Source organism: Methylobacterium soli (assembly GCF_008806385.1).
In the GTDB taxonomy this organism is placed as follows: Bacteria; Pseudomonadota; Alphaproteobacteria; order Rhizobiales; family Beijerinckiaceae; genus Methylobacterium; species Methylobacterium soli.
In genome coordinates this window covers 52,907-78,011 of sequence record NZ_VZZK01000003.1, presented here as the reverse complement: position 1 = coordinate 78,011, position 25,105 = coordinate 52,907, and the positions used below count along the sequence as shown (strand labels likewise).

Below are 25,105 nucleotides of genomic sequence, written 5' to 3'. Positions count from 1 at the left end.
GCGAGTTTCCTGAGCACCTTACCCGCGCCTCCCGGTACCAGCCTGTGCGCACGAGCTGCGCCAACGTCTCGGCATCGCGCGCAACGGTCTTCTTCCGCTGCAAGGCCGTAGCGGCTCGGGCATGCTGGGCATCGAGGCAGATAACGAGCGCACACAGATCATTGAGCGCGTGGAACAGCCACGGCGTGGGCCGGCCCGTCTCATGGCCAACACGCACGAACTCGGGGGCGTGGCGCTGCAGCGCTGCGGCCAAGGCTTCCCGCTCGTTCTCGGCTGTATGCCCTTTCAGACCAGCTTGCCGTGCTCGTCGAGCACGTGGACCGCGGTCTCCTTGTCCGCGACATCGAACGCGGCGTAGTGTGCCAGGGCATCCACCGCGAGGTGAAAGCGGACGGACCACCTGCCAGCATCGCACCCCAGTGCGGCACCGCCGCCCGCCGAGCCGCGCATGTAAAACGCTTCTTCTGGATCGGTCGCAATCGACGCCGTTGGAACGGATCCCGAGGCGATACACTGTTCGGCAAGAGCCTTTCTCTGCGCCGCATCCGTCATGATGCTGCTGCGCAGGATCACACGCTCAACATGGCTTCTCGGACTCCCAGAAGCAGCCGGGTTTTCTCTCATCACCTCGTTGAAACGTGTTTTCCCCCGTGGATTCAGCAACTTGCGTCAAAATCAAGCCTTTCGCGCCCTGAAAGTAACTGCGGACGTGATATCAGTATTAATCTCCTGCATGACCTCATCACCCCCGGCTTTTCTGAGGCCCTACTCGCCTAAGACCGAGTTTTTACCAAACGGAGTTCGAATGCATGTCTGAATCGGGATTTCGGCGCTCGGCTATCTACCTGATACTGCTGACGTTCTCGGATCAGAGAGGGGGTGAGCAATTACGCGGCCGGACAGGACGAAAGTTCTTCATGCAAAGACGACCAGCTCTCTGGTGCTTCGTCGGCAAGGAAACCTGGATCAGAGAGGCTTAGTTCGGTGACGTGGCCGAACTCTAACCCACCATCGGCTTAGTTCAACTGCCGCTGGTTAGTGTCTGTCCTGAAAGAAGGCGTTTTTCTGCAGGGGGTTGCGCTGTGAGTCCTGCTGGCTACGAAGGCTGGCATGTGGACGGACGAGAACCGAGCCCGCTATGACCGGAGTCAGCTTCGCTATCCCAGTGATCTGACGGACGAGGAGTGGAACCTGATCGAGCCGCTGATCCCAGCGGCCAAGCGGGGTGGCAACAAGCGCAGCGTGAACATCCGCGAGGTAGTCAACGGCCTGCTGTACGTCTTGAGCACGGGCTGTCAGTGGCGTGCCCTTCCCAAGGATCTTCCGGCCCGCAGCACGGTCTACGGCTACTTCGACCTGTGGGACTACGACGGCACGCTGCTGCGCCTTCACCATGCGCTGTTCGTCCAGTGCCGAGAGCAGGCTGGACGCGAGCCCAGTCCGACAGCCGCCATCATCGACAGCCAGAGCGTCAAGAGCGCTGAAAAAGGGGGCGCGGATTGATCCGCCCGGCTACGATGCGGGCAAGAAGATCAAGGGCAAGAAGCGCCATATCCTCGTAGACACCCAAGGCTTGCTGCTGCACGCCCTGGTGCATCCAGCCGACGTGCAGGATCGCGATGGTGGGGTGTGGGTGATGGCGACGCTGTTTGGCCTCCATCCTTTCCTGCTCAAGCTCTACGCGGATGGCGGATACCAGGGCCCCGCCTTCCAAGCGGGCCTGCGCCGGGTCTGTCGCGGGATCCAGGTCGAGATCGTCAAACGCTGCGATCAGACGAAAGGCTTTGCGGTGTTGCCCAAGCGCTGGATCGTCGAGCGAACCATCGCATGGCTCAACCGCTGTCGGCGTCTCGCCAAGGACTGGGAATGCCGCTCACGCAAGGCACTGACCTTCCTCCATCTCGCCTCCATCCGCCTCATGATGCGAAAGCTCACTCAGACAACAATATGATCTCGGACAGACACTTAGGGGTTATTTGTATGCCTCCATAGAAAGCTTTCGCTCCCCGCGAGAGCGGCGCAGGAATTGTGCCAGCCGGTCGAGGTACAAATAGACAACCGGCGTCGTGTAAAGCGTGAGAATTTGGGAAAGTACCAGACCGCCTACGATGGTATAACCAAGCGGCTGCCGCAATTCTGCGCCGTTGCCCGCGCCGAGCATCAACGGCACGCCCCCAAATAGCGCCGCCATGGTCGTCATAAGGATGGGCCGGAAGCGGAGCGTGCACGAACGGTAGATTGACTCCTCTGCTGACAATCCTTCCGTCCGCTCAACCTCAAGCGCGAAGTCCACTAGCATAATGCCGTTTTTCTTGACGATTCCGATCAGCAAGATGATACCAATGATGGCAATTACGCTCAGATCGAGATGAACTGCCATCAGCAACAGGAGTGCGCCGATGCCAGCCGACGGCAGTGTCGATAGAATGGTGATTGGGTGGATGGTGCTCTCATAGAGAACACCAAGAATGATATAGATGACCACGAGTGCCGCCGCGATCAAAGCGGGCGTTCCCGCCAAGGAAGATTGAAAGGCGTCGGCGTTGCCTTGGAAGCTCGTCACCAACGACGGTGGCTTGCCGCTATGTTGCTCAAACCGATGAATGGCGTCGACGGCATCTCCGAGCGCCATGCCCGGCTTCAAGTTAAACGAAATTGTGACCGAAGGAAACATGCCCTGATGATTGACCACGATCGGCGCGCCCTTGATATTGCTGTCCACCAGCGTGCTCAGCGGCACCTCTTGGCCTGCCGATGAATTAACATAGATGCCGTTGAGCGCGTCGGGATCGCGTTGGTATTGCGGAGCAACTTCAAGGACCACGTGATATTGATTTAACTCCGTATACATCGTGGAGACAATGCGCTGACCAAATGCATCATCGAGCGTGTTGTCAATTGTTGAAGGTAGAATTCCGAAGCTCGACGCGACTTGACGTTTAACTGTCACATTGAGCATCGGGCCACCGTTCTCCTGGTCGGACGCAACATCGGTCATTCCAGGAATGCTTTTAAGCTTGGCGAGGTAGATTTCGGCCCAATGATTGAGCTCGTTTGAGTCGGCATCAAAGAGTGTGTACTGATAAAGGGTTTTTGAGAGCCGGCCCCCGATAGTGATATCCTGCGCCGCTTGGAGGTAAAGGGAAATCCCTTGAGTCTTGGCGAGTTGCGGAGCCAGGCGCCGCATGACCTCCTGGGCGCTGACACCGCGTTGCTCTAGCGGCTTAAGGACAATGAAGACACGCCCTTGATTGAGTGTCGGAGTCGGGCCACCTGGCCCGATATAGTCGGTGACCGCTTCGACTGCGGGATCCTTCAACACTGTATCGATCAGCGCCTGCTGCCGTTGGACCATGGCCGGGAACGAAATATCGGTGGCGGCCTCGGTGATGCCTTGAAGCAATCCAGTGTCCTGCTCTGGAAAAAAGCCCTTAGGAATAGCGACATAGAGATAGCCGGTCAGGGCAATTGTTCCGAGCATGACGAGCAGCGTCATGAACCGATGCGCCAAGACGATCTTGAGACCGCTCGTATACCATGCGAGCAGGCCGTCGAAGCCACGCTCAAACAGCCGATAAAGCGAACCATGCTGAATGCTGGTCTCGCGCCTTAACAGGCGCGAACACATCATGGGCGTCAACGTCAGAGAGATGACAAGCGAGAGAATAAGGGAGACACTAATCGTTACGGCAAATTCCTGAAATAGCTTGCCGACATAACCGCTCATCAGGAACAGGGGGATGAAGACGGCAATCAGAGACAGGGTAATTGAAACGATCGTGAACCCGATTTCGCCAGATCCCTTAAGTGCAGCCTCCATAGGCGTCAGGCCCTCTTCGAGGTGACGAACGATATTTTCGATCACGACAACTGCGTCGTCGACCACGAACCCCACGCCAACCGAAAGAGCCATAAGGGACAAGTTGTCGAGACTGTAGTTCAGTTCGTACAGTACCGCAAAAGTGCCGATGAGCGAGAGCGGAACTGTGACCGCCGGAATCACCGTGGCCCAGAAGTTTCGCAGGAACACAAAGATCACCATAACCACGAGCGCCACTGTCAGTAACAGTGTAAACTGCACGTCGGTCACAGAAGCGCGTATGGTTGTTGTGCGGTCAGAAACAACTGATACCTTGACGGCTGGCGGGATGGACGCTTCGAGTTGGGGCAGCAGCGCCTTTATGCGGTCTACGGTGTCGATTACGTTGGCCCCAGGCACACGCTGAACCGCAAGAACGATAGCGCGATGCTTGTTGTACCAGCCAGCCACTAAATTGTTCTCGGGCGCTTCAACTGCCTTTCCTATGTCGCGGATGCGGACCGGTGAGCCGTTGCGATAGGCGACAATCAGATCGTCGTAGGCCCCGGGCTTGAACAACTGGTCGTTTGTATTGAGCGTGAAGGTCTGGCGCGGACCGTTGAGCGTGCCTTTGGGAAGATCGACATTAGCTTGGCCGAGCACCGTGCGGACATCTTCCAGACTTATGCTGCGGGAGGCGAGAGCCTGAGGGTCGACCTGAACGCGGATTGCAGGCTTCTGCTGCCCGCCAATTCCGACCAGACCTACGCCGGAGATCATCGAAATCTTCGGCAGCAGGATATTTTCCGCATAGGCATCCACGGTGGTCAGCGGAAGCGAATCTGACGTGAGGGCGAGAAGCAATATTGGGGTGTCGGCCGGGTTCACCTTTCGAATTGTCGGAGGATAAGGCATGCCTATCGGTAGGTACGGTGATGCCGCGTTGATTGCGGCCAACACGTCTGTTGCGGCGCTGTCGACTGTGCGGCTCAGCTCAAATTGGATGGTAAGCTGGGTATACCCCAGCGCGCTCGCCGAGGTCAGCTGCGTGACACCGGGAATTTGGCTCAACTGCTGCTCGAGCGGCGTCGCTACGGAGGACGCCATAGTCTGCGGATCCGCGCCCGGTAGCTGCGCAGTAATCTGAATCGTCGGGAAATTGACGTTCGGGAGTGATGCAACGGGCAGGAGCCGGTAGGTAACGAGTCCGCATAGCAGTAGTCCCGCCATCAGCAACGCTGTCGCGATCGGCCGATGAATGAAAGGGGCTGAGAGATTCACGGGATTGCCCTCTCCACGGCGCTCTGCAAATCCGCTTGCTGTGCGGCTTTGCCATGTAGCTCGTCGATGTGACTGCCGGGTTGGAGTCTGTACTGACCGTCCACGACGACCTTTTCGGTTGCATTCACTCCCGAGGCGATAAGAGCTTGTCCTCCGCTGATCTGTGCGATCTTGACGGGGCGCATCTGCACAGTTTGGTCTGCAGCAATCGCGTATACGTAGGAGCCGGCGGGACCCTGCTGGACCGCAGAAGCTGGGACCGTCAAGCCGTCCTTCTGCGTTCTAAGAAGCAGGCGTGCGTTGACGAACTCACCCGGCCAGAGCAACCGCTGTGCATTTGCAAACGTGGCGCGTAACCGTATCGTACCAGTAGTTTGAACGATCTGGTTGTCGATCAGAAGGAGCGTGCCCTCGTCGAGCTTCTTCGTGCCGTCCTGGCTGTACGCGAGGACCTTGACCGGCCCTCTGGCCATCTCTTGCTGGATTTCGACAAAGTTGGTTTGAGGCAGAGTAAAGATCATGGAAATCGGCTGTATTTGCGTCACATCAACCAGGCCAGCGACATCGGTTGGGTGAATGATATTGCCTTGGTCGATCTGCCGGATCCCAGTCACGCCGTCGATCGGCGATGTGAGGTTGGTGTAGCTCAGATTAACCTGCATGGCTCGCACGAGAGCCTCGTCTGCCTGTACGGCAGCCTGGAGCTGTGCCACCTGGGCCTTCTGAGTGTCGACGAGCTGAGAAGTGGCATACCCCTTGGCCAACAATGGCGTGTAGCGGTTGAGGTTAGCTTGGGAATTGATCAGCTGTGCCTGGTCACGGTTAAGGTTGGCGGTCATCTGATCGACCTCTGCCTGATACGGCCGCGGATCGATCTGCGCCAGCAGATCACCAGCTTTCACCGACTGCCCTTGTACAAAGGTGATCTTGGTCAGTTGCCCTGTTATCTGGCTACGAACCACCACGTTATTGAACGCAATCACCGTTCCTACTCCGTCCAAGTAGATCGGTACGTCACGACTGACGACGTCACTGGCGACGACAGGAACCGCAGGAATAGGAACAGCGGCCTGCGCGGGATGCGGCGCACCAGCAATGTGCTCAGCCTCGAACACGACGCCGGTGATCACCAGCAGCACGGCAGCAAGAAGGAAGGCTCGTTTTTGCATTGAAGGATCCTGCCGGACACCGACGCTCAGCAACCGTATGTCGATAAGGTGCTGGTCGTGCCCGCCATACTCGCGCTGCCGCAGGGCGTGCCCAGGCCAGACGTGCTGCCCAGTGTCGAGTTGTACGAATACGACCCGGACGGCAGCACTCCGGTGGGTACCGGAACTGGCATCATCGGACTTGTTCCCGGATCACTTAGTTCTGTAGCCCCCAGCGGAATTCCAACTTGGCTTGTTGATGACCCCGCAGCGCTCAACGGCATCGCTGAAGTCCCTAAAGATGAGGCGCTCGAGCCCGTAGATCCGCAGGTGCCCGACATCGACGACGCCGATGGAGAAGTGCCTGGGTTGGAGGTTCCGATTGTGCCCCCGCCGTCGTATGTGGACATTGATCCGGGAGGTCCGGAACTGAATGTTCCTGTGCTGGAACACGCCATGCTGCCTGTGGAGCCGAGCGGCATTGGACTCGTGCCGCCGGGATTGAGCTCGACAGCCCCCATCGGGATACCCGATGGACCAACTAGGGAAAGGGGGGAGGTCACCATCCCAGGCGACGTGGCTGTGCTGACTTGAGCTTGACTCGGCTCGCTGTGAAAGAGGGTCGCTATTGCCATGGCGACCAACAAGCGTCGGTCAATAGACCTGTATTCATTTTTCATCGAATTTCACCGTAGTTTATGCGACCTCAAGACATTCAATCCCGATCTCATCCTGCTTGCGCCAAGCCTAACGGGCCGGAAGCTGCTCCTCACCTGGCACGACTTGGAGGGTGAAAACAGTTGGAATGCAGATTAGCCTCCCGACATTCAGACGAGCGCCTGCGCTGGAGCGGTCCTACAGTGTGCATTCGATTGCATCGCAGTTCCACAACAGTATCTTGCTAGGACGTGAAGAGTGCTCCAGCGCCTCGGCGGTCTGGCCTGTATCCGGACACCCGCCCCCGCTGCGGTTGGTATACGCAGCGTTGTCGGTGTTGCGAACCGGCCTCCGACCGCCGACCGCCCGCGCTTCTTGCCGGCATTGAGAGTATCGGTTGCAACCCTTCTAAAAGGATCGCCGTGTTTGTAATTAGGCTCGTCCTGCACTGATTTTTCTCTGCGCAACGTGTGGAACGTCTGTTTTCAGAATGGACTTCGCCTTTGAGATAACGACGCGATGCTAGATAGCACCGCCGCAGCTCGTCGGCAGCCTGTTAGATCTAACAGGCGGAAGCTTCGAGCCCGGAGCGAAGCGCCGTGAGCCGTGGGCGACAGCCGTCGCGACAGCCGAGCGACCGTAATACCGATCGGCGTTGATCCTAACCGACAGGCGCTGTCGCGCAGGCCAATGGACATGATCTTCCAGGGCGGCTCGATCAGGTAGTTCCAGGCACGGCAGCACTGGGCGACGATGTCGTTATAAGAGACGAAGACCCGATTGCCGAGCCAGCTCTGGCGGAGGTACTGCCAGACATTCTCAACCGGGTTCAGCTCAGGCGCACGTGGCGGCGTCGGCATCGGCTTGATGTTGTCCGGGACCACAAGGCCGCCAAGAGGTGCCAGCCTGCTCAGTCGAGCATCAGGACAGCCTGGACACCGAGATCAACGGTGCGCACAATCTCAGTGAGGTGCTCGTTCATCGCCTGCGTGTTGCACAAGGGCATGATGAGACCGGCCACCGTTGCCCTTCTCGGGACAGATCGCCCCGAAGATGTAGGCTGAGAGCGTGCGCTTCTCGTGCGGCAAACGCGGGCGCGTGCCGCGCCGGGCCCACACCGGTGCGCGGGCTGGCACCCCGTCGCGAGCAAATCGCCCGAAACGCGTCCAAAGCGATCGTCCACTCCTCTTCCGTCATCTGCGTCAGCATGGTCGGTCCTCCCAGAACCCGACTCGCTACGAATCACCAACGCCGCGCCTTGTGAATGTGTGTTGGTGTGGACGGCCTTCTGATCGCCAAGCGGCTTATGCGACGATCTCGTGTCGCGCGCCTGGACGAGAAGAGGACATGCCATGAACACGGTCGTGCGCATCGGTATGGACACGTCGAAGAACTTGTTCCAGCTGCATGGAGTTGATGAGGATGAGGTCATTGTCCTGCGTCGCCAGTTGCGGCGCGGGGAGATGATCAGGTTTTTCGAGAGGTTGCCGCCGACGCTTGTCGCCATCGAGGCGTGCGGCAGCGCGCACCACTGGGGCCGCCTGCTCGGCTCGATCGGCCATGAGGTGCGGCTGATCCCGCCGCAGTACGTGAAGCCCTACGTCAAGCGCGGCAAGAACGACGCGGCCGACGCCGAGGCACTGTGCGAAGCGGTCAGCCGGCCGTCGAAGCGCTTCGTGCCGGTGAAGTCGTGCGATCAGCAGGCCGCGTGCATGTTGATGAGCGTGCGCGAGCGGCTGGCCGGCGTGAAGTCGCAATTGTCGAATGCCATCCGCAGCTACGCGGCCGAGTTCGGCATCATCGGTCCGGCCGGCCGGCCGGCAGAATGTCAACGCGCTCATCAAGCACATCCTGGAAGACGACACGCTACCCGAGATGGCACGCGACCTGTTCCGCCTGCAGGCCAAGGAGTATGCCTCCGTCGAGGCGCGCCTCAGAGAGGTCGAGGCGAAGCTCATGAACTGGCACCGTGCCGACGATGTGAGTCGCCGCATCGCCACCATCCCGGGCGTGGGGCCGATCGGCTCAACCATGCTGAGCATCAAGGCACCGCCGGCGGCCACCTTCAAGTCGGGCCGCCACTTCGCGGCCTGGCTGGGTCTCACGCCTAAAGACCATTCGACTGGCGGTCGCGTGCGGCTCGGCGGCATCACCAAGGCCGGCGATCCCGGGATCCGCTCGACGCTCGTCGTCGGCGCGACCGCGCTCTTGCGACACGTCAGGAAGGGCCGGACCAAGCCGTCGCCTTGGCTCGCGGCTCTGCTGGAGCGCAAGCCGCCCAAGCTGGTCGCGGTTGCGCTTGCCAACAAATTCGCGCGCATCGCGTGGCGACTGATGGTGTCGGGCGGGGTCTACAATCGGCCGCCCGCACCGATGCTGTCAGCATGAGAGATCGATCCGAGGTGGCGAGGAGGAGGCCTGCCACGATAGATCGGTGACCGAACTTGAAGGGACGGGTAGATGGAACTATCGGTCGATCGGTACGCGCGACACTCCGAAGATTGCACCGGCATCCCCGATGCCGCGTATGTGTTTGGACCGCGCGCAGCGAACACCATCTTGGCCAGCGGGCTTGCCTCGCGCTAACAGGCCGGACATCTGATCGCAAGCGATCGCGTCGGACCGCTGCTCAATTCCTGACAAGTGGGGGCCGTCCACATCTGGCAATCTTCAATCCGTCCACACGGCCTATCGGAACGTTCCATCTGTCTCTGCAGGTCATGTAGAGAAAACGACCGGATGCTGTTGGCGAATTCTGACCTGGGGTCCGGACAGCGTGCCATGGCAGAGGATTCGCGCTCACAAGAGAGCCGTGTGAGGCGGCCGACCGAGGAGCGGCCGGAATTCGCATCCGACGGTTCCCCCGACACTCTGTACCGGAACCCCGAAGTGGGCCAATTCGCGCCCAAATCTGTTGGGAAAACCTGACTGGAAATCTATCGACCGGAAAACGGTCTTTAGGAGCTAAACGGACATGACCGGGCTTGCTTAGCGCTTCAAAGATCATCGCGACGGGTACCTCCCCCAGGCGCGCGTTCAGAGCCGGGAATCCCAGCCCCAACAATCCCCCCATCCCACGAGGACGCCATGACACCTAAGGAACGGGTCGCCCGAGCGATCGCACTGGAGCTGGGGCTGGACTTCGACCGGATGGAGGTCTGCGTGCTCGGCCCAGCGTCCACCCAGGACGACATGCTGCGGGCGGCGCAGGCGGTGATTGATAGCCTGTCTGAATAGGGCAAGAGCCGAAGCCGATTCATCGAGCATGCCGAGGAGCCATGACATGAACCGGCTCGACATGATTTTCGCTCTGCTCGTCATCCCGGTCTCAGTGACCGCCGGCATTCTCCTGCTGCTCGCCATCGTCTCGACGCACCCGGCCCGCGACGCGGACCGGCGGCTCCTCAGCTCCATCGAGAAAGCCCGGGCAGAGCCGGGGCTCATTGAGAGAGCCCGTGGAGCGAGACCGTCACCGGACCTGGGGACCCCTGAAGGTGTCCGACGCGTCCCGATCGAGATCGAGGCAGGTGGCGAGTTCCACGTAGCTCGGATCGCCCCCGATCTGGGCCTCCGCACTGCACCGGAACCTCGCGTCGGCTGGGAAGCTCGTCCACTTGCTGGCGAGCTGCTTCTTTGCGCCGACCTCGTCGGCCACGCAGCTCTTGTAGTCCTGCTCGTCGGTGTAGCCGAGGTTCGCCGTGGTCCGGCAGATCTGCTGGGTATCGAACTGCGGCATCGCCGTTGCCGCCTCGGCCAACGACGGCACCGACGCCGCGACCGTGACGGAGACGAGAAGGAGGGTCCGTAGGGGCGTTCTCATGGCAAGTACTCGCTCGGGCGGCAGTGGCGCAATGACCTGAGCCCAGCTCAAGAGATCGTGCAGGCTTTACCGGGCGACAGCCTGTCAGATCTCCCAGGCAGTCAACAGAACCGCAGCCAGCCATGTCTAGGGGAAGGGCGGGGTCTTCCCTGCACGCACCCTCGCCCCCGGTGTCCTTTCTAGTTCTTCCGCCCCCCAGTCCTAGCAAGGACGCTTTCTTGATCCCCTCATCCTTTGAGCCTTTCATCCCGGGCTCCTGTGATCCTTGCAGGGCACGCAGATGCAATCGTGGGGCAGTGTTATGACCACCGAGACCCTTCTGATCTTCACGGCCGGCTCCTTGAGCTGTTCGTTTGGGTTCGTCCTGGCCGCCCTGATGTCCAAGAAGCGCAGCGCCCGGCCATGATGAGCGACATCCACCGCGTGAAGCACGACGACAACTGCCGCATTCTGGCGTTCCCAAAGTGGCAGCTCCGCGACTACCGCCTCGCGATGGAGGAGGCGATCACGACGCTTCTGTGCGCGTACGGCATGACGTGCGGCGAGCCCTATAGGCTCACCGCACAGCAGTCTGCGAACTTGAAGCGGCTTCTCCGCCTGCACAAGGCCGTGCACGAGGATCATTCGGGCCGGCCGCTCCAGGGGCAGCAGAGCCCATTTGGTCCCCGGTTCAGCTATCCGAACGTATGGGTCGACTAAACGAGCATCCAATTTTCGCCGGTTCCGGGTCGTCGTAGACAGAGAACAAAGGTGGGGCCTGTCTCCTGACACTTCACACCCCGACCCGGCGTCCCTGCTAGTCCCTCAGCCCCCAGCCCTAGCAGGGACGCCGAAGGTTCCTCCGGTCAGAAAGTCAATTCAACCGGGCGCTCGGCAACGTGGGCTGCTTCAGAGTTCTCACCGCGATTCGGTGTGACACTCAGGATCTGAACAAGTGACTGTGGGCGGATGTCGTGAAACGCTCGAGTGATCTGCTCGTAAAGCGCCAAGTTTTTGTTGAATTAGACCGCATTCTTGCTCAGCGCAATTCAAGTGCATCCCCCGTTTCCAGAGGGCGAATTTAAAGATGGAGATCGAAGCTCTCGAACGCCCTGCCGATCTCGCTATCTGGAGTCTGGGGCGGGTGAATTCGCTGCTGGTGCAGCCCGAGCGGTTCAACAGCCTGCGCGAGGCGATTATAGCCGCCGCCGGCGTCCTCTCTGACCACTCGAAGCAGCCCTGGATCATAACTGAGGAAGGCGACCTGCTCCCGCCGAACTGGATCCGCGCCTATCTGACATGAGCCTTACAAGGTGTTGGAAACACCGGGGCGGGCGGGCCGGTGGCCGGGGGAGGGTGCCCCGGCCTGTTTTGCCGCCTCTACGGCCCCATCCCCCTCTAATCCGGGTACGTCTCGATCCGCTTGCCGCCGCAGGCCGTGCACCGCAGCCGCAGCGCCACGTCGGGCAGGTACCAGCTCGGGTCCAGTCGGTTGAAGGACAGCTTCGCCTCGTGGTTGCAGGCGCACCGGGCGAACAGCCTACGGGCGCCGTTCGCCTGCGCATTGGCGACGGTCGCCGGCTCACACTCACGGTCTTCCTCGTCGTAGCCCCGCCGCGGGTTACGGAGGTGGCGCGGGACGGGTGGACCCTTTGCCGATCGCGCGCACCGCCTAACCCTTCGATCGGTCGCGCCAGCAGGATCGCGGTTCGCACCATCGTGCGCTTAAAGGTGTCGGAGGCGTTGGGGTCGGCCACGACTTTCCGGGCTGGCCCGTGGGCATTCACCGCGGCGCCCAGGTCTAGGCCGTAGCCCTCGCCCACCGGGAACACACCCGTCTCGGCCTCGTCCGTGAAGGCGTCCACAGCCCCGCGCACGTCCGCATCCAGCACGAGGGGCTGCTTGAACAGCTCGCCAATGGTCGGGTCGGTCGCCATGCGGAGAAGTTAGGGCGCTGATGCCGACCGTACCACAGGTGCCCCCAAACGCGCAAAAAGGCCCCCCACGGGGGAGGGGGCCTGCGAAGCCGACGAGAACGGCCCCGATCAGAGCGTCAGTAGGGGTAGCCGTAGTTGCCGCAGTAGGGCGGGACAGTCGTGCCGTAGGGGCCGTAGGCGTACCCAAGGGCGCAAGCGTTCGCATAGCGGCGACGGCCCACGTGACGGCGGCCAGCGTAATGGCGACCGACGAAACCGTGTCTGGAGACGGTTCCGCTGTGCACGCCCGCACCCCGCATTCCGCCCGCGTACCCGCCAGCCATGGCCCCGCGTCCGGCCATCGCTCCGCCGCCCATGCCGAGACCCCCGAAGCCACCGCCCCCGAAGCCGCGGCCGTGGAAGCCGCCACCCCCACCAAAGCCGCCGCCATGACCGCCCCCGCCGAAACCTCCACCTCCACCCCCGCCGCCGCGTGCAAACGCTGAGATGGGCGCAAGAGAGAGCGCGGCCATCAGGGCGGCCGCCGCTAGAGTGATCTTGTTCATGTCAGGAACTCCGAAGTATATGCTCTGCTAGCGACGAGTCGCATGCATGTGCGGAAGCAAATAATAGTCGTTCTGGGTGGGCTGCTGGTACATCCTGTTTCTCTCAGACTGCATGAGAGACTGATTGAAATCGGTGGTCTCCTGCTGTTGGAGGGAGCGCATCTCTCCTTGGTCAGCCAGCGAGTTGTTGATGCTGTTGAGGTTGCTGCTCTGAGCGAATGCCGGGACGGTCGCTGCCGAAGCCACCGCGAGGGCTGCAATCAGGGCACCCGACGTGCGAGTGAGCGTCTTCATGTCAGGGCCCCTCACCGGAGCGGGCGTGATGAACCCGCCCGCCCTCTAGAGGCCGGAACGGAGCATTGGGTCCGTTGGTGCCATAAGCCTGGAGGTAGGTGTTGTAGCGGGACGAACCGTAGGGGCCGCTGTCCACCCCGCCCGTGCGGTCGTTGCCCTCAGATGCGGCCCAGGGATCGAGCCCGTCTCCGCCGCGGGCCAGAGCCGTCCCGGAGAACCCAAGAACGAGGGCAAGCGCGGCTGCGGCGCGGATCGTGGTCATGTTCTTCTTCATGTCAGTAGTCCTCGCTGTCGTGGCAGAGCGGCACCTTGCCGGTCAGGGGGCGATCGCCGCTGTTCTCAGCCCGCGCGGCCTCGATGGCGCGGCTCGCGTAGGCCGAGAAGGGTGCAAGGCAGATCGCTGCGATCAAGGCGGCTGATGTGAAAGCAAACTTCTTCATGTCAGGAGTTCTCCGCAGTTGGAGTGATACCTGGGACATGGTTAGGCGCGGTTATTTCGTCAGCCTGGAAGATCTGACAGGGCAGGGCCGTAGCAGACACGAAAAATGGCCCCCTCCACGGGGGAGGGGCCAATCGCGTCGGCGCCGTTGGGCGCTGGTGGGTGTCTCGGGCCGCGCCGCTGCGGCGCTCGTAGCGGCCCAGCATTCCTTCCAGGCGGGCGCCCAGGAGGGCGACCGGCCCGTCGTTCCAGATGGTCGCGTCCACACGGAAGTCCTGCGCCTCCAAGGCGTGGCTTCCGACGACGAGGTCGGGACGCCGGATGCGGACCACGACTCCGCCGAGCGCGTGGATCTCGGTCACTTCCTCGGGGTTGCGCACGTCCTCGGCCAGTACGCCCGGGGCGCCGCTGGCGAGCGCTGCCTGGGCGCTGCCCCGCCACGCGCTCGTCCAGATCAGCGGGTGCATGCGCTCGCGGCCCCAATCGTAGCCCAGCCCGATCATGCCCTCGCGGGGTGTGTGCCCGCCGAGCAGCGGGTCCGGTACGCCTTTGAGGTCGCCCTCGATCCGCCGCTCGATCTCGGTCTCGGGTAGGCCGCAGGCGCGGTAGAAGGCGCGCAGCATGTCCTTGAGCGGCGTCGAGAACCGGCAGCGCGCGTAGCCCAGGCGCTCCACGAGGTAGGCGGCGGTGGACGTGCCCGCGCCGGCCGCGCCGGCGAGCCCGATAATCATGACGCGCTCCCTCTGGAGTGTGAATGTTCACAGGTAGCGGTTAGGCTTGCCTGCGCTCACCTGGGACGGGAGAGCAGCCGGCCACGGGGGAGTCCCGAGGGCTCACTGAAGGCGCACCCGCATGTACGAGATCGTGGACCGGATCGTGTTCCTTACCCTCGTGCCGTTGTGTGTCGCGGTCTAGGGCTTGTTGAGGTTCAGGGTTTCGCTCTGGGTGGCAGCATGATTCAAACTCCGCAAGGAGTTTGGCATGGACCGCTTTGTTCTGACGGACGCCCAATAGGCGAAAATGGAGCCGCACTGCCTGGGCAAGCCGACCGATCCGGGCCGGACCGGAATGGATGGGCGGTTGTTTCCGGAGGCGGTGCTGTGGATTGCTCGGACAAGCAGCCCCTGGCGTGATCTGCCGTCGACCTTCGGCAAGTGGAACACGGTGTTCAAGCGCTACCGCGAGTGGGTGAAGGCGGACGTCTTTGCCAGGATCTTTGCGGCGGTGTCGGACGAGCCGGACCTGGAATGCGCGATGGTGGACGGTACGATTGTCAAGGTTCATCGCCATGGGCAAGGCGCAAAAGGGGGACTGAAAGCCAGGCCATCGGCCAATCTCGGGGCGGCTGGACCACCAAGATCGTGGCCTTGACCGATGCGCTGGGCAATCTGGTGCGCTTCAGTCTCCTGCCGGGTCAGCGTCACGATACGATCGGGGTCGCGCCCCTCATCGAGGGGGTCACCTTCGGAGCTCTGATTGCGGACAAGGTGTTTGATGCCAACTGGATCATCCAGGCGATGGATGAGCGCGGCGCCGCCGTCGTCATCTCTCAACATCCCAAGCGTCGTGAGCCACGCGAGATTGATCGCGATCTCTACACATGGCGTCACCTTGTTGAGAACTTCTTTGGTAAGCTGAAAGAGTTCAAGCGCATCGCCATGCGCGCCGACAAGACTGATCAGAGCTTTGCTGCTCTGATCTATCTCTGTGCCGCCGTCATCAACTCACGTTGAATCTCAACAAGCCCTAGCCCATCGCGATCAACGCGACGGTCGTGCACCGCGCTGCCAACACAGCGCCCGCCCCTGAGCCTCACGCGGGCTCTCCTTGGACTAGACGGAGGCGATCCGCATGAAAACCGCTCTGACAGAGGTGATGCTGCGGCTTCTGGTAGCGCTGTTCGTTCCGGCCGCGGCCATCGCCATCGATTCGGAGATTGTTCACCGCGCAACCCACGTAGCGCCCAACTCGCACACAACGCTCGCCTCCGCGCCGCTGCCGATGTCGATGCCAGGACCCTAATCGCTGGTGAGCCCGAGGATCATGGGTGGGCCTCTTTCGAAGGCTCAACGGGTTCGCCGTCGTCAGCCCAGAGCATCAGGACGGCGTAGTGGCCGTGCGGCGTCCCAGCCATGTCGTCCGACAGCACCCAGCCGAGCGCCTCGTCGGCCGGGCGCATGGCTTGCAGCACGTAGCGGGTCCAGGCGATCATGCGGCCCTCGGCAGGTTGCTGGCAGTTCTCACAGGTGTTCCCAACCTCAATTCGTGCCCATCTTCAACCGTGAGATGGAAAGTAAATCCGCATGAAACACTTACTTAAAGAAATTGTACTGCCGTTTCTCGTCGCAGGAGCCGTCCTTATAATTGGTTTTGCGACCATCCACGGGTATTTGGTGAGATCCGGGGCGCTCACTTCTCCCCTGTTCTAGACTTCCACGCGATCACGCAGCCCTCGGGGTGTAGGTCACGAAGTGGCGCCCCCGCTGCCCCTCGTCGCCCGAAGAAGAGCTTGACCAGCTGCTCGCCGAAATGCGGGCGGCTGTCGGCCTTTCGGGATCCGGTGCAACTGCCGAAAGCTCGCATCATCGCGGCTCATACCTGGGTATATGGCAGCCACACCAAAGACTGCTCATGGGCAATACTGTGTTTAATATCCAAAACGGCCGCGACTGGGAAATATGTCGTCAGATTACAGGCCCAGGCGATTCCAGGAGATTCGGTCATGAGCAAGAGAGTGGCAGATGTGGTGGTCGAGACCATAGAGGCAGCTGGCGTTGCGACCTGCTACGGCATCGTGGGCGATACGATGAACCGCATTGCCCAGTCGATCGACCGGAGCTCTATCGATTGGGTTCACATGCGTCACGAGGAGGCCGGCGCATTCGCGGCAGCGGCCGAAGCGTCGCTGATGGGCCGATTGACGGCCTGCGCCGGGACCTGTGGTCCGGGCAGCCTGCACTTCATCAACGGCCTCTACGAGGCGAACCGCAACCGGGCTCCGGTCCTTCTGCTCGCCACTCAGATCGTGCGGCAGGACATGGGCTTCGAATCAATCCAGGAGATCGACTTCAACGACGTCTTTGGTGGATGCAGCGTCTATTGCGAGACGATCATGACGCCGGAGCAGGCTCGCAAGAAGACGGTTGCCGCATGCCAGGCCGCCCTAACGAAGCGCGCTGTTGCCGTGCTCATTGTACCGGCGGATGTCGCCAATGCCGTCGCACATGCCGAGGCGCCCTATGCCGTCCATGCGGAGATGCCGCTGGTTCGCCCGTGCGACGCGGAACTCGACGAAATGGCGGCCATCCTCAACGGGAGCAACCGCATCACGATCTACGCGGGGGCCGGCTGCGAAGGCGCGCACGATGAGGTGATCGCGACCGCGGCGCAGCTTAAGGCGCCGATGGCGCACACCTCGCGCGGCAAGGATTTCCTGGAATATGACAACCCCTACAACGTCGGCATGACCGGTATGATCGGCGGGGCGGCCGGGTATCGCGCCGTTCTCGATTGCGATGTCTTGCTTCTGCTAGGCGCGGACTTCGCCTGGAGCCAGTTCTATCCGAACAAGGCCAAGATCCTGCAGATCGACCTCGACCCGACCCATATCGGCCGGCGTCATCCGGTGACGATCGGCGCGGTTGGTGGGATCAAGGCGAGCCTGGAAGCACTGCTGCCGCGGCTGGAGCAACATGAGGACGGCGAGTTTCTGGCGCAGTTCACGGAGCGCTTCCGGGAGGACGAGGTGAAGGCGAAGGCTGAGATGCCGTCAGGGCCCGAATCCGCAATCTCCGGCACCTACCTCACCAAGGTCATAAACCAGTGCGCTGCCGACGACGCGCTGTTTACGGCGGATGATGGAACACCGGCCGTCTGGATGGCTCGCCACATCGACACGGGCGGCAAGCGCCGGACCTTCGCGAGCCTCCTGCACGGCACGATGGCGGGCGGGATGCCGTCCGCGCTCGGCTTGCAGAAATGCCAACCTGGAAGGCAGGTGATCTCGCTCTCCGGCGACGGCGGGCTCGCGATGTTGCTCGGCGATCTCCTTACCACGGTGCAGGAAAACCTGCCGGTCAAGATCGTCGTCTACGACAACGGCAAGCTCGGCTTCGTCGATATCGAGCAGAAGGCGGCCGGCCTCGTACCCGTGTTCACCGACCTCAAGAACCCGAATTTTGGGGAGGTCGCGAAATCGATGGGTCTGTGGGGACACAGCATCTCCAAGGCTGGCGAGATCGAGGATGCGGTGAAGGCTTGGCTCACGCAGCCCGGACCGGCTCTGCTTCACGTGAAGGTGACGCCCATGCAACTCGTGTCGCCGCCCGCGACCTTTGTGGCGCCGGAAGCGGTGATCGGCATGGCTGTCTACAGTGCGAAGGCCATCCTGCACGGGAAGGGCCACGACGTCTGGGAGATGGTTGTCGAGAACGTCTGATCGAACCAGGCGGTGACGGCCGCGCGGGCCCACACCGCCCTGAGCTTCCTAGGAATAACGGACCTGCTTCAGGAGGCAACCATGCGACGCTCGGGGCTCGTCGAACGCAGCCTGTTGGTGCCGCTGCTCTTTAGCGCGCTGAGCGGATGCAGCGACCGCGGCGCCCCATCCTTCACGCTGGTCGGAGCTTTTTTCCCAGCCTGGATGCTCTTCGCGCTGATCGGCATCGCGGTCGCGATCGGCGCCCGAGCTATCTTCGTTGCCTCGGGCCTTGCCGTAGTCTTACCGAACCAGCTTTTCGTCTGCGCGGCGATAGGCGTAGGGTTTGCACTGCTGGCGTGGCTCCTCTGGTTTGCAGCTTGACCATGAAGGCCGCTGGCACACCACGGAGACCCGCGTGGGCGCATCTGGTCTCGGTTGCGCTTATTGTGGCGACGATCGTCCTCGGGTGGTACGGCTGGCATTGCGCCGCACTGACCCCGACCACGGACGATGCGACCATCGACGCCGATGTCGTCCATGTGGCCGCGACGGTCGGCGGGCGCATCGTCAAGATCCCAGTCGTCGAGAACGCTCGTGTCGCCGAGGGCGATCTGCTCTTTCAGATCGACCCGGTCCCCTACCGCCTCGCAGTCGATCGCGCTCGAGCTGACCTCGCGTTCGCAGAGGCTGCGCTCGCGACGCAGGAGCGGGTACTCTCGACCCAACGTTCAACCGCGACCGTTGCCGCCGAGCAGGTCACCCGCGCGCAGAGCAATGTCGACCTAGCCGAACGTACCGTTGCGCGGCTTCGTTCACTCGCAGAGAAAGGATACCTTTCGATCCAGCGATTTGACGACGCCGAGACAGTCCGACGCGACGCCGAGACATCTCTTCGACAGGCCCGCGAGCAGCAGGCGGCCGCAGTCGAGGCGATCGATACCGACGAAGGCGCTAAAGCGACGGTCCAGGCCCGCAAAGCCGCGCTCGCCAGCGCCGAACGGTCGCTGGCTGACACGACCGTCCGGGCCACGCATGCCGGACGCGTCGTCGGCCTCACTGTCCTCGCAGGAGAAATCGTCGCACCTTCCCAGAGCCTGTTCACGTTGATCAACGACACCGAATGGTTCGCAGTCGGGAACTTTCGCGAGACCGATCTCCAGTTCGTAACGGTCGGAGATTGCGTCACGGCCTTCTCGATGATTGACCGACAGCAGCCTATAAAGGGTCACGTCCAGGGTATTGGCTCGGGTGTGCTCGACACGGACCGGGTCAACCTCCCTCGCTCCCTCCCTTACGTCGAGCGCTCGCTCAACTGGGTAAGGGTCGCGCAGCGCTTCCCTGTCCGCATCCGCCTCGACGACCCGCCTCAGCCGCTGATGAGGCTTGGCGCGAGTGCCGTCGTGGAGGTGAAGCATGGCCCAGCTTGCAAGTGAACGGCTGCGCTCGGCTCTTCGCGAGTTGCTGCCCTTGCTCGCGCCCTTTCCTGGACGGCTGGAATTCGCCGCGCGACTGGGGCTGATCTGCGCCCTCAGCACGCTTGTTGCGGAGATTTATCAGACGCCGGAGCCCGCGCTCGCGGCCTATGTCGCTTTCTTCTTGATCAAGCCCGACCGCGCGACGAGCATCGTCGTGAGCCTCGCGATGACCGTGATCCTTACCGTGGTCATCAGCATCGTCTTGGTCATCACCATCGCGGTGATCGACCACCCGTTCTGGCGGTTGACCGCCATGACGGTCGTGTCGTTCATCTTCCTGTTCGCAGCCTCAGCCAGCAAGCTGAAACCGATTGCCGGGATCGTCGCTCTGATCATCGGCTACGCTCTCGATCTCCTCGGGACCGCGCACGGTGGTGACGACACGACACGGTCACTCCTCTATGCTTGGCTCTTCGTCGGCATCCCGGCAGGCGTGTCAATTGTTTTTAACCTCGTTCTTGGGCCTGCGCCACGCAGACTAGTGGAGCAGGCCTTGGCGCGTCGGTTACTGCTTGCAGCGGCGATGCTCCGCGATCCGGATCTCAGCACCCGTCAAGCCTTCGCCGAATGCCTTGGGGAGGGGACGGGCGAGATCTCGGCTTGGCTCAAGATGGTGGGTGTGGAGAAGACCTCCTCTCCGCTCGACACCGCGTCGCTGTGGCAAGCGTCCCAATCCACGCTCATCATCCTGTCGGTGATAGATTTCCTCACGAGAGATCCGGAGCCGATACTTCCGAATTCCCTGGCGGACCGTGCCGCTCAGACCATCGGCGACATGGCCGCCATCATGCGAATGGGCGCCTACCCGGTCGACGTCACCCTCGAGGCGTGCGGTAGCGAGGCTCAATTGACGCCGGTCGCCGCGATCGCGTTTTCGGAGCTGCGCAGCGCGTTAACTGCTTTCGCTCAGCCATCAGCCGAAGCGTCGGCGGCGGTCAAATCTGCTGACGGCTTCTTCCTTCCCGACGCCTTTGAGAACCCGATCCATGTACAATACGCTCTAAAGACGACGGTAGCGGCGATGTTCTGCTACGTCGTGTATTCGCTGCTCGACTGGCCCGGCATTCATACTTGCCTGATCACTTGCTACATCGTGGGTCTCGGCACGATGGCGGAGACGATTGAGAAAGCGACGCTCCGCTTCCTGGGCTGTCTGATCGGCGCCGTGGCGGGACTAGCGACTATAGTCTTCCTCATGCCCGACGTCACATCGATTGGCGCCCTCATGGCCGTCATCTTCGTCGCCGCGATCACCTCGGGATGGGTCGCGGCGGGCAGCCCGCGCATCGCCTATATTGGTTTCCAACTCGCCTTCGCGTTCTTCCTGAGCGTGGTGCAGGGTGCCGGACCCTCCTTCGACATGGTGACAGCCCGCGATCGGCTCATCGGCATCCTATTCGGCAATCTTGTCATCCTGATTGTCTTCACCCTTGCGCCTCGTGTCAGCATTGCCGCCCGTCTCGATCCTGCAATCGCGGCTGTTCTCGGCAAGCTCGCAGCTCTAGCCGCTGCTGAAAGCCGGTCTCAGCGCTGGGCAATTGCCGCGGATGTGCGGACGGCGCTCACCGCCCTTGAACAAGACCTCAAGCTCAGTCGCTACGAGCCCTCCTCGATCCGCGCTGAACAAGCCTGGCTTAGACGGCGCCGGGGCGTCGCTCACGCGATCTCGGTCCTGCACGCACCTGTGCTGATTTACGCAGACCAGGACCCGGGTACGCTCGGCAGCATTCCGGGTCGGCTGAGTCGGATTGCGGACACCTTCAATGCCCCGTCAGCCTCTTCCGAGCAGGCCGAGAGCTCCGTCACCACACCCAAGGCGGACCTAGCCGAAGCCCACGTGATGCATGCCGTCGTCGAAGCGTCGCTCGCAAGCCTGGAGTGGATGGCTGACGTCTCCATCCGTAATCGAAGCGAGAGAGCGGACCAGGCGCCGTCGTAACGGCGCTTTCGTTGGCCGGTCCTTCCTCTGCGCTCCCGAAGACGCGTCGCGAAGCGCGCCTGATGGTCGTCTAAAAGCGCACTCGCATGGACGAGATCGTGGACCAAATTGTGATCCTTGTTCTTGTGCTCTTGTGTGTCGCGGCCTGGGCCATCGCCATCAACGCGACGGTCGTGCACCGCGCAGCCAGCGCAGCGACTGCCGTTCAGGAGGCGTCTGTCCCGGGACCGCTGCCGATGCCCGCGCCCTAAGCGCCGGGCCCGACGGGTCCACCTTCGTCAGCCCAGAGCATCAGGACGGCGTAGTGGCCGTGCGGCGTCCCAGCCATGTCGTCCGACAGCACCCAGCCGAGCGCCTCGTCGGCCGGGCGCATGGCTTGCAGCACGTAGCGGGTCCAGGCGATCATGCGGCCCTCGGCAGGTTGCTGGCAGTTCTCACAGGTGTTCCCAACCTCAATTCGTGCCCATCTTCAACCGTGAGATGGAAAGCAAATCCGCATGAAAGCCCCTATCATTGTCGTGCAGGTTGGCCGGAGAGACGGCGGCCACGAGCAGGCGGCCGTCCGTGTCGGTGAGCGCGTGACGCTTGCGTCCGACGATGCGCCGGGCCGGATCGTAACGGCGTTCGCCTACGACCCCTGCCCCGCCCGAGCGCGCGGCTTGCGCATCGAGGATGCCGCCGATCGGGCTGGCTTCGCGCCCGACGCGCTCGCGGTCGGCCATCGTGAGGGCGTGGGCGAGGCGCTCGAACACGCCCGCCTGCGACAGGCGCAGGAACCAGCGATGCACGGTTCCCCAGGGCGCGACGTCCAGCGGCAGATGCCGCCAGGCGCAGCCAGTGCGCAGGACGGACAGGACGCCGTCGAGCAGCGAGCGCGTCGGCCAGCGCCACGGACGGCCGGTCGCGGCGGTACCCGGCAGCAGAGGCTTGACCACCGCCCACTCGGCATCGGTCAGGGAGGTTGCGTAGGGCAGGCTCTCGCGCGCGAGCTCGGCGTGGGCGGCGGGCGTCCACATCGGTGATCTGGGGCGAGCGTCAGACACTCCCCCAACGCCTGCAACACCCGCCGCTCACGCTTCGCACGCCGTTATGAAACGGGGTCTGAGCCTCTCTTTTGGCGATTTGTTCATGGGACACTTATACAATTGCTGCGGCGTCTAGCTCGATCCTTTACACGCCATGGGCCAGATTACGCCTGCGGTCCCGTGAATAGATCGTGCGAGCCCCTGCAAGTCCATGTCGCTTACCATTCAGCCCGCCGCGATCCTGTCCGAGGTGCCGGTCGAGCACCAATCCCGCTTCATCGTCGGGCGGGACCCGCAGGGGCACTGGGTCGCGGTCGAGACCCACGGGCTCGCCGGTGGCATTTTCCGGAGCTGCAAGGATGCGATCCATTAGCCGGCAGGTCGACCCTCACGTGGTGCCAGCATGACCCGCCTCGCCGCACGCGCGCTCGCTGAGGAGCAGATGGACGCAGCCGAGCTGCCGGACGCCGACTATGCGGCACTGCTGGCCGATCTCGCCCACGTCAATCGCTGGACGATGGCGGCGCGCCCAACTCTCGCCTTCCTCGACCGCGCCGTCTCGCGCGGCGGGCGGCTCAAGCTGCTCGACGTCGGCTTCGGGCATGGCGACATGCTGCGCCGGATCGCGCGCTGGGCGGAGCGGCGCGGGCTTGCGACCGAGTTGGTCGGCATCGACCTCAACTCTCGCTCGGCCTCGGTGGCTGGCGCCGCGACCGACCGGACGCTGCGCATTGACTATCGCACTGGCTCCTACGCCGCCCTGGCCGGAGAAGGCTGGGATGTGATCGTCTCCAGCCTGGTGGCGCATCACATGACCCATGTGGAGCTCGTCGCCTTCCTCCGCTTCATGGAGGCGGAAGCGCGGACCGGATGGCTGGTGAACGATCTTCTCCGCCACCCGCTGCCCCATGTCGGTTTCCCGCTGCTCGCTCGAGCGATGCGGTGGCACCGCATTGTGCGCGAGGACGGCACGCTGTCGATTGCGCGCTCTTACCGTCCGGCAGAGTGGCCGCCGATCCTCGCCGAGGCCGGCGTCGTCGAGGCCCACGTTTTCCGCGTCGTCCCGTTCCGGCTATGTGTCGAACGGCTCCGCTAATCATAGGCGGCGGGCCCGCGGGCGCGGCGGCGGCAGTCAATCTCGCTCGCGCCGGCCTGAAACCGCTGCTGATCGAGCGCAATATCGAAACGAGCGATGCATTGTGTGGCGGCTTCCTGAGCTGGACGACGATCCGGCGGCTGAGGGAACTGGGTGTCGATCCTCTCGCGCTGGGTGCGCGTCCCGTGGAAACGCTGGCCCTGTTCTCGGGCCATTCCAGTGCCACGGCCCGACTCCCCGCACTTGCCGCCGCCCTCTCCCGCCGCACACTCGATGCCGCGCTGCTCACGTGCGCCAGTGCGGCCGGCGCGAGGGTCGAGCGTGGGGTCAGCGCACGAGCACTGGAACAAGGTCGCGTTCGGCTCGGAGATGGCGGCGAGATCGCGGCTTCGTGCTTGATCCTGGCCACTGGAAAGCACGAGCTCCGCGGCGCCGTCCGTCCCCACCCCAGCGGTGACACAGCGCTCGGACTGCGCTGGCGGCTCAGGGGGAGCGCGACCTTGGCGAGGCTCACTTCGGGCAGGATCGAGTTGCACTTGTTCCGCGGCGGCTACGCCGGGCTAGTGATGCAGGAGGACGGCAGTGCCAATCTCTGCCTCGCGGTTCGCCGGAGCCGATTCTCCGAAGCCGAGGGTCGGCCCGAGCAGCTTCTCGCGGCTCTTGCGGAGGAGTCGCCCGCGCTCGCCATCCGCTTGGCGGGCGCTATCGTCAGCCCGGCCCAGGCCATCGCCAATGTCCCCTATGGCTGGCGGGCACAGGCCGGAGATCCCGATCTATACCGCGTCGGTGACCAAGCTGGCGTCATTCCTTCACTGGCGGGAGAAGGCATCGCGGTTGCCATCCTGAGCGGCCAGGCGGCCGCCGATGCCATCGCACGCGGAGAGCCGGCGGGAAACTTTCAGCGGACTTTCTCCCGCAGGCTGTGGGGGCCAATCACGCCTGCCCACCTTCTTTGGCGCGCAGCTGAAATCCCCGCAACGGCAAGCTTACTGGTAGGGGCCGTTGCCATCGCGCCTTCGCTCGCGAGTTTAGCCGCGAGGCTGACGCGTGTCTGATCCTACTATGTTCCGCAACGCGAGACCCGGGACAGCCTTGTTACTTTATGGAAACTGTATGTCAACATTCAACTCGGCTCGGTCACGCAACGTCCCGACACCTTATCAAATGGAAGTTGAATCTGCTCGCATGTCATGTTGGTATAAAACTGACGTGCAATATCAAGCACTACCTTGCAGCCGCAGCGAATGCACA

General features: G+C 62.5%; 26 protein-coding genes and 4 pseudogenes. 17 read left to right on the top strand and 13 right to left on the bottom strand.

Going from position 1 to position 25,105, the window contains the following annotated elements; all coding sequences use genetic code 11:
• Positions 1-16: 16 nt before the first annotated feature.
• Positions 17-366, bottom strand: a pseudogene (locus F6X53_RS04130) (IS110 family transposase); the annotation flags it as partial.
• A 744-nt stretch (positions 367-1,110) separates the two neighbouring features.
• Here F6X53_RS04130 and F6X53_RS33060 point away from each other — a divergent pair.
• Both F6X53_RS33060 and F6X53_RS04125 read left to right on the top strand, forming a co-directional pair.
• Entirely contained in the window at positions 1,111-1,503 is a 393-nt protein-coding gene (locus tag F6X53_RS33060) for an IS5 family transposase (RefSeq protein WP_244965519.1), read from the top strand.
• On the top strand, positions 1,394-1,951 hold the full coding sequence (locus F6X53_RS04125) for an IS5 family transposase (protein WP_244965518.1): 558 nt from the start codon (positions 1,394-1,396) through the stop codon (positions 1,949-1,951). The genes F6X53_RS33060 and F6X53_RS04125 overlap by 110 nt, the downstream gene beginning before the upstream one ends.
• A 21-nt stretch (positions 1,952-1,972) precedes the next feature.
• On the opposite strand, the gene F6X53_RS04120 is transcribed toward F6X53_RS04125, so the two are convergent.
• Positions 1,973-5,080 (bottom strand): efflux RND transporter permease subunit, encoded by a 3,108-nt coding sequence (locus tag F6X53_RS04120; protein ID WP_150997505.1) that lies wholly within the window; start codon positions 5,078-5,080, stop codon positions 1,973-1,975.
• Positions 5,077-6,249 carry an efflux RND transporter periplasmic adaptor subunit gene (locus tag F6X53_RS04115; protein WP_150997503.1) on the bottom strand — a complete coding sequence of 391 codons (1,173 nt, stop codon included), beginning with the start codon at positions 6,247-6,249 and terminating at the stop codon, positions 5,077-5,079. The genes F6X53_RS04120 and F6X53_RS04115 overlap by 4 nt, the downstream gene beginning before the upstream one ends.
• A gap of 48 nt (positions 6,250-6,297) precedes the next feature.
• Between F6X53_RS04115 and F6X53_RS04110 the strand changes: the two genes are divergently transcribed.
• Positions 6,298-6,822, top strand: a complete 525-nt coding sequence (locus tag F6X53_RS04110; protein ID WP_150997501.1) for a hypothetical protein — start codon at positions 6,298-6,300, stop codon at positions 6,820-6,822.
• 743 nt (positions 6,823-7,565) lie between these two features.
• Here the strand turns inward: F6X53_RS04110 and F6X53_RS33055 are convergent.
• Positions 7,566-8,000: pseudogene (locus tag F6X53_RS33055) on the bottom strand (IS630 family transposase); the annotation flags it as partial.
• 237 nt (positions 8,001-8,237) lie between these two features.
• On the opposite strand from F6X53_RS33055, the pseudogene F6X53_RS04100 reads away from it, so the two are divergent.
• Positions 8,238-9,273 (top strand): annotated as a pseudogene (locus tag F6X53_RS04100) (IS110 family RNA-guided transposase).
• A gap of 699 nt (positions 9,274-9,972) precedes the next feature.
• The gene (locus F6X53_RS32145) at positions 9,973-10,122 is read left to right on the top strand and encodes a hypothetical protein (protein ID WP_191970688.1); all 150 of its coding nucleotides are present in this window, start codon (positions 9,973-9,975) and stop codon (positions 10,120-10,122) included.
• Between the two features lie 232 nt (positions 10,123-10,354).
• On the opposite strand, the gene F6X53_RS04095 is transcribed toward F6X53_RS32145, so the two are convergent.
• A complete protein-coding gene (locus F6X53_RS04095; RefSeq protein ID WP_150997497.1) occupies positions 10,355-10,705 on the bottom strand; it encodes a hypothetical protein in 351 nt (116 codons plus the stop codon).
• A 402-nt stretch (positions 10,706-11,107) separates the two neighbouring features.
• On the opposite strand from F6X53_RS04095, the gene F6X53_RS04090 reads away from it, so the two are divergent.
• Both F6X53_RS04090 and F6X53_RS04085 read left to right on the top strand, forming a co-directional pair.
• Positions 11,108-11,404, top strand: a complete 297-nt coding sequence (locus F6X53_RS04090) for a hypothetical protein (RefSeq protein ID WP_150997496.1) — start codon at positions 11,108-11,110, stop codon at positions 11,402-11,404.
• Positions 11,405-11,771: 367 nt separating this feature from the next.
• Positions 11,772-11,987, top strand: coding sequence for a hypothetical protein (locus F6X53_RS04085; protein ID WP_150997494.1), 216 nt, complete (start codon positions 11,772-11,774; stop codon positions 11,985-11,987).
• A 750-nt stretch (positions 11,988-12,737) separates the two neighbouring features.
• Here F6X53_RS04085 and F6X53_RS04075 read toward each other — a convergent pair.
• Genes F6X53_RS04075 through F6X53_RS04060 form a run of 5 tightly spaced genes read right to left on the bottom strand, consistent with a single transcriptional unit; the run spans position 12,738 to position 14,630 of the window.
• Positions 12,738-13,166: a hypothetical protein gene (locus F6X53_RS04075; RefSeq protein WP_150997492.1), complete on the bottom strand. Its 429-nt coding sequence runs from the start codon at positions 13,164-13,166 to the stop codon at positions 12,738-12,740.
• 27 nt (positions 13,167-13,193) lie between these two features.
• Positions 13,194-13,460 carry a hypothetical protein gene (locus tag F6X53_RS04070; protein WP_150997490.1) on the bottom strand — a complete coding sequence of 89 codons (267 nt, stop codon included), beginning with the start codon at positions 13,458-13,460 and terminating at the stop codon, positions 13,194-13,196.
• Position 13,461: 1 nt separating this feature from the next.
• Positions 13,462-13,734: a hypothetical protein gene (locus F6X53_RS04065; protein WP_150997488.1), complete on the bottom strand. Its 273-nt coding sequence runs from the start codon at positions 13,732-13,734 to the stop codon at positions 13,462-13,464.
• A 1-nt stretch (position 13,735) separates the two neighbouring features.
• The gene (locus tag F6X53_RS32140; protein WP_191970687.1) at positions 13,736-13,900 is read right to left on the bottom strand and encodes a hypothetical protein; all 165 of its coding nucleotides are present in this window, start codon (positions 13,898-13,900) and stop codon (positions 13,736-13,738) included.
• A gap of 1 nt (position 13,901) precedes the next feature.
• Positions 13,902-14,630, bottom strand: a complete 729-nt coding sequence (locus F6X53_RS04060; RefSeq protein ID WP_150997486.1) for a hypothetical protein — start codon at positions 14,628-14,630, stop codon at positions 13,902-13,904.
• Positions 14,631-14,919: 289 nt separating this feature from the next.
• Between F6X53_RS04060 and F6X53_RS04055 the strand changes: the two genes are divergently transcribed.
• Both F6X53_RS04055 and F6X53_RS32135 read left to right on the top strand, forming a co-directional pair.
• Positions 14,920-15,632, top strand: a protein-coding gene (locus F6X53_RS04055; RefSeq protein ID WP_238298875.1) for an IS5 family transposase whose coding sequence is annotated in 2 segments (ribosomal slippage) — positions 14,920-15,211 and positions 15,211-15,632 — 714 coding nt in all. Because the reading frame shifts where the segments join, the coding sequence is not laid out codon by codon here.
• A gap of 118 nt (positions 15,633-15,750) precedes the next feature.
• Complete coding sequence (locus tag F6X53_RS32135; protein WP_191970686.1) at positions 15,751-15,921, top strand: hypothetical protein; 171 nt, start codon at positions 15,751-15,753, stop codon at positions 15,919-15,921.
• A 19-nt stretch (positions 15,922-15,940) separates the two neighbouring features.
• Here the strand turns inward: F6X53_RS32135 and F6X53_RS32130 are convergent, their stop codons facing one another.
• The gene (locus F6X53_RS32130; RefSeq protein WP_191970685.1) at positions 15,941-16,111 is read right to left on the bottom strand and encodes a hypothetical protein; all 171 of its coding nucleotides are present in this window, start codon (positions 16,109-16,111) and stop codon (positions 15,941-15,943) included.
• A 510-nt stretch (positions 16,112-16,621) separates the two neighbouring features.
• On the opposite strand from F6X53_RS32130, the gene F6X53_RS04050 reads away from it, so the two are divergent.
• The 5 genes from F6X53_RS04050 to F6X53_RS32125 all read left to right on the top strand — a co-directional run bounded on the left by F6X53_RS04050 (position 16,622) and on the right by F6X53_RS32125 (position 21,984).
• Positions 16,622-18,337: a thiamine pyrophosphate-dependent enzyme gene (locus tag F6X53_RS04050; RefSeq protein WP_150997484.1), complete on the top strand. Its 1,716-nt coding sequence runs from the start codon at positions 16,622-16,624 to the stop codon at positions 18,335-18,337.
• A gap of 81 nt (positions 18,338-18,418) precedes the next feature.
• Entirely contained in the window at positions 18,419-18,700 is a 282-nt protein-coding gene (locus F6X53_RS04045; RefSeq protein ID WP_150997482.1) for a YtcA family lipoprotein, read from the top strand.
• A gap of 65 nt (positions 18,701-18,765) precedes the next feature.
• A complete protein-coding gene (gene mdtN, locus F6X53_RS04040; RefSeq protein ID WP_238298125.1) occupies positions 18,766-19,752 on the top strand; it encodes a multidrug transporter subunit MdtN in 987 nt (328 codons plus the stop codon).
• Positions 19,733-21,733, top strand: coding sequence for an FUSC family protein (locus F6X53_RS04035; protein WP_150997480.1), 2,001 nt, complete (start codon positions 19,733-19,735; stop codon positions 21,731-21,733). Before mdtN ends, F6X53_RS04035 begins: the two co-directional genes overlap by 20 nt.
• Positions 21,734-21,819: 86 nt before the next feature.
• Positions 21,820-21,984, top strand: coding sequence for a hypothetical protein (locus F6X53_RS32125; protein WP_191970684.1), 165 nt, complete (start codon positions 21,820-21,822; stop codon positions 21,982-21,984).
• Here F6X53_RS32125 and F6X53_RS32120 read toward each other — a convergent pair.
• Together F6X53_RS32120 and F6X53_RS04030 are read right to left on the bottom strand one after the other, a co-directional pair.
• Positions 21,981-22,139, bottom strand: a complete 159-nt coding sequence (locus tag F6X53_RS32120; RefSeq protein WP_191970683.1) for a hypothetical protein — start codon at positions 22,137-22,139, stop codon at positions 21,981-21,983. The genes F6X53_RS32125 and F6X53_RS32120 overlap by 4 nt on opposite strands.
• 97 nt (positions 22,140-22,236) lie before the next feature.
• Positions 22,237-22,749 (bottom strand): annotated as a pseudogene (locus F6X53_RS04030) (IS5 family transposase); the annotation flags it as partial.
• Positions 22,750-22,969: 220 nt separating this feature from the next.
• Between F6X53_RS04030 and F6X53_RS32115 the strand changes: the two are divergent.
• Genes F6X53_RS32115 through F6X53_RS04020 form a run of 3 tightly spaced genes read left to right on the top strand, consistent with a single transcriptional unit; the run spans position 22,970 to position 24,909 of the window.
• Positions 22,970-23,131 carry a hypothetical protein gene (locus tag F6X53_RS32115; RefSeq protein ID WP_191970682.1) on the top strand — a complete coding sequence of 54 codons (162 nt, stop codon included), beginning with the start codon at positions 22,970-22,972 and terminating at the stop codon, positions 23,129-23,131.
• Between the two features lie 30 nt (positions 23,132-23,161).
• Positions 23,162-23,854, top strand: coding sequence for a methyltransferase domain-containing protein (locus F6X53_RS04025; RefSeq protein WP_150997478.1), 693 nt, complete (start codon positions 23,162-23,164; stop codon positions 23,852-23,854).
• Complete coding sequence (locus F6X53_RS04020; RefSeq protein ID WP_150997476.1) at positions 23,833-24,909, top strand: NAD(P)/FAD-dependent oxidoreductase; 1,077 nt, start codon at positions 23,833-23,835, stop codon at positions 24,907-24,909. Before F6X53_RS04025 ends, F6X53_RS04020 begins: the two co-directional genes overlap by 22 nt.
• The last annotated feature ends 196 nt before the right edge of the window (positions 24,910-25,105 follow it).

Coding starts and splice junctions, on each gene's coding strand:
- F6X53_RS33060 (WP_244965519.1), top strand. CDS start 1,111: ATGTGGACGGACGAGAACCGAGCCCGCTATGACCGGAGTCAGCTTCGC.
- F6X53_RS04125 (WP_244965518.1), top strand. CDS start 1,394: ATGCGCTGTTCGTCCAGTGCCGAGAGCAGGCTGGACGCGAGCCCAGTC.
- F6X53_RS04115 (WP_150997503.1), bottom strand. CDS start 6,249: ATGCAAAAACGAGCCTTCCTTCTTGCTGCCGTGCTGCTGGTGATCACC.
- F6X53_RS32145 (WP_191970688.1), top strand. CDS start 9,973: ATGACACCTAAGGAACGGGTCGCCCGAGCGATCGCACTGGAGCTGGGG.
- F6X53_RS04095 (WP_150997497.1), bottom strand. CDS start 10,705: ATGAGAACGCCCCTACGGACCCTCCTTCTCGTCTCCGTCACGGTCGCG.
- F6X53_RS04090 (WP_150997496.1), top strand. CDS start 11,108: ATGATGAGCGACATCCACCGCGTGAAGCACGACGACAACTGCCGCATT.
- F6X53_RS04085 (WP_150997494.1), top strand. CDS start 11,772: ATGGAGATCGAAGCTCTCGAACGCCCTGCCGATCTCGCTATCTGGAGT.
- F6X53_RS04075 (WP_150997492.1), bottom strand. CDS start 13,166: ATGAACAAGATCACTCTAGCGGCGGCCGCCCTGATGGCCGCGCTCTCT.
- F6X53_RS04070 (WP_150997490.1), bottom strand. CDS start 13,460: ATGAAGACGCTCACTCGCACGTCGGGTGCCCTGATTGCAGCCCTCGCG.
- F6X53_RS04065 (WP_150997488.1), bottom strand. CDS start 13,734: ATGAAGAAGAACATGACCACGATCCGCGCCGCAGCCGCGCTTGCCCTC.
- F6X53_RS32140 (WP_191970687.1), bottom strand. CDS start 13,900: ATGAAGAAGTTTGCTTTCACATCAGCCGCCTTGATCGCAGCGATCTGC.
- F6X53_RS04060 (WP_150997486.1), bottom strand. CDS start 14,630: ATGATTATCGGGCTCGCCGGCGCGGCCGGCGCGGGCACGTCCACCGCC.
- F6X53_RS32135 (WP_191970686.1), top strand. CDS start 15,751: ATGAAAACCGCTCTGACAGAGGTGATGCTGCGGCTTCTGGTAGCGCTG.
- F6X53_RS32130 (WP_191970685.1), bottom strand. CDS start 16,111: ATGATCGCCTGGACCCGCTACGTGCTGCAAGCCATGCGCCCGGCCGAC.
- F6X53_RS04050 (WP_150997484.1), top strand. CDS start 16,622: ATGAGCAAGAGAGTGGCAGATGTGGTGGTCGAGACCATAGAGGCAGCT.
- F6X53_RS04045 (WP_150997482.1), top strand. CDS start 18,419: ATGCGACGCTCGGGGCTCGTCGAACGCAGCCTGTTGGTGCCGCTGCTC.
- F6X53_RS04035 (WP_150997480.1), top strand. CDS start 19,733: ATGGCCCAGCTTGCAAGTGAACGGCTGCGCTCGGCTCTTCGCGAGTTG.
- F6X53_RS32125 (WP_191970684.1), top strand. CDS start 21,820: ATGGACGAGATCGTGGACCAAATTGTGATCCTTGTTCTTGTGCTCTTG.
- F6X53_RS32120 (WP_191970683.1), bottom strand. CDS start 22,139: ATGATCGCCTGGACCCGCTACGTGCTGCAAGCCATGCGCCCGGCCGAC.
- F6X53_RS32115 (WP_191970682.1), top strand. CDS start 22,970: ATGTCGCTTACCATTCAGCCCGCCGCGATCCTGTCCGAGGTGCCGGTC.
- F6X53_RS04025 (WP_150997478.1), top strand. CDS start 23,162: ATGACCCGCCTCGCCGCACGCGCGCTCGCTGAGGAGCAGATGGACGCA.
- F6X53_RS04020 (WP_150997476.1), top strand. CDS start 23,833: ATGTGTCGAACGGCTCCGCTAATCATAGGCGGCGGGCCCGCGGGCGCG.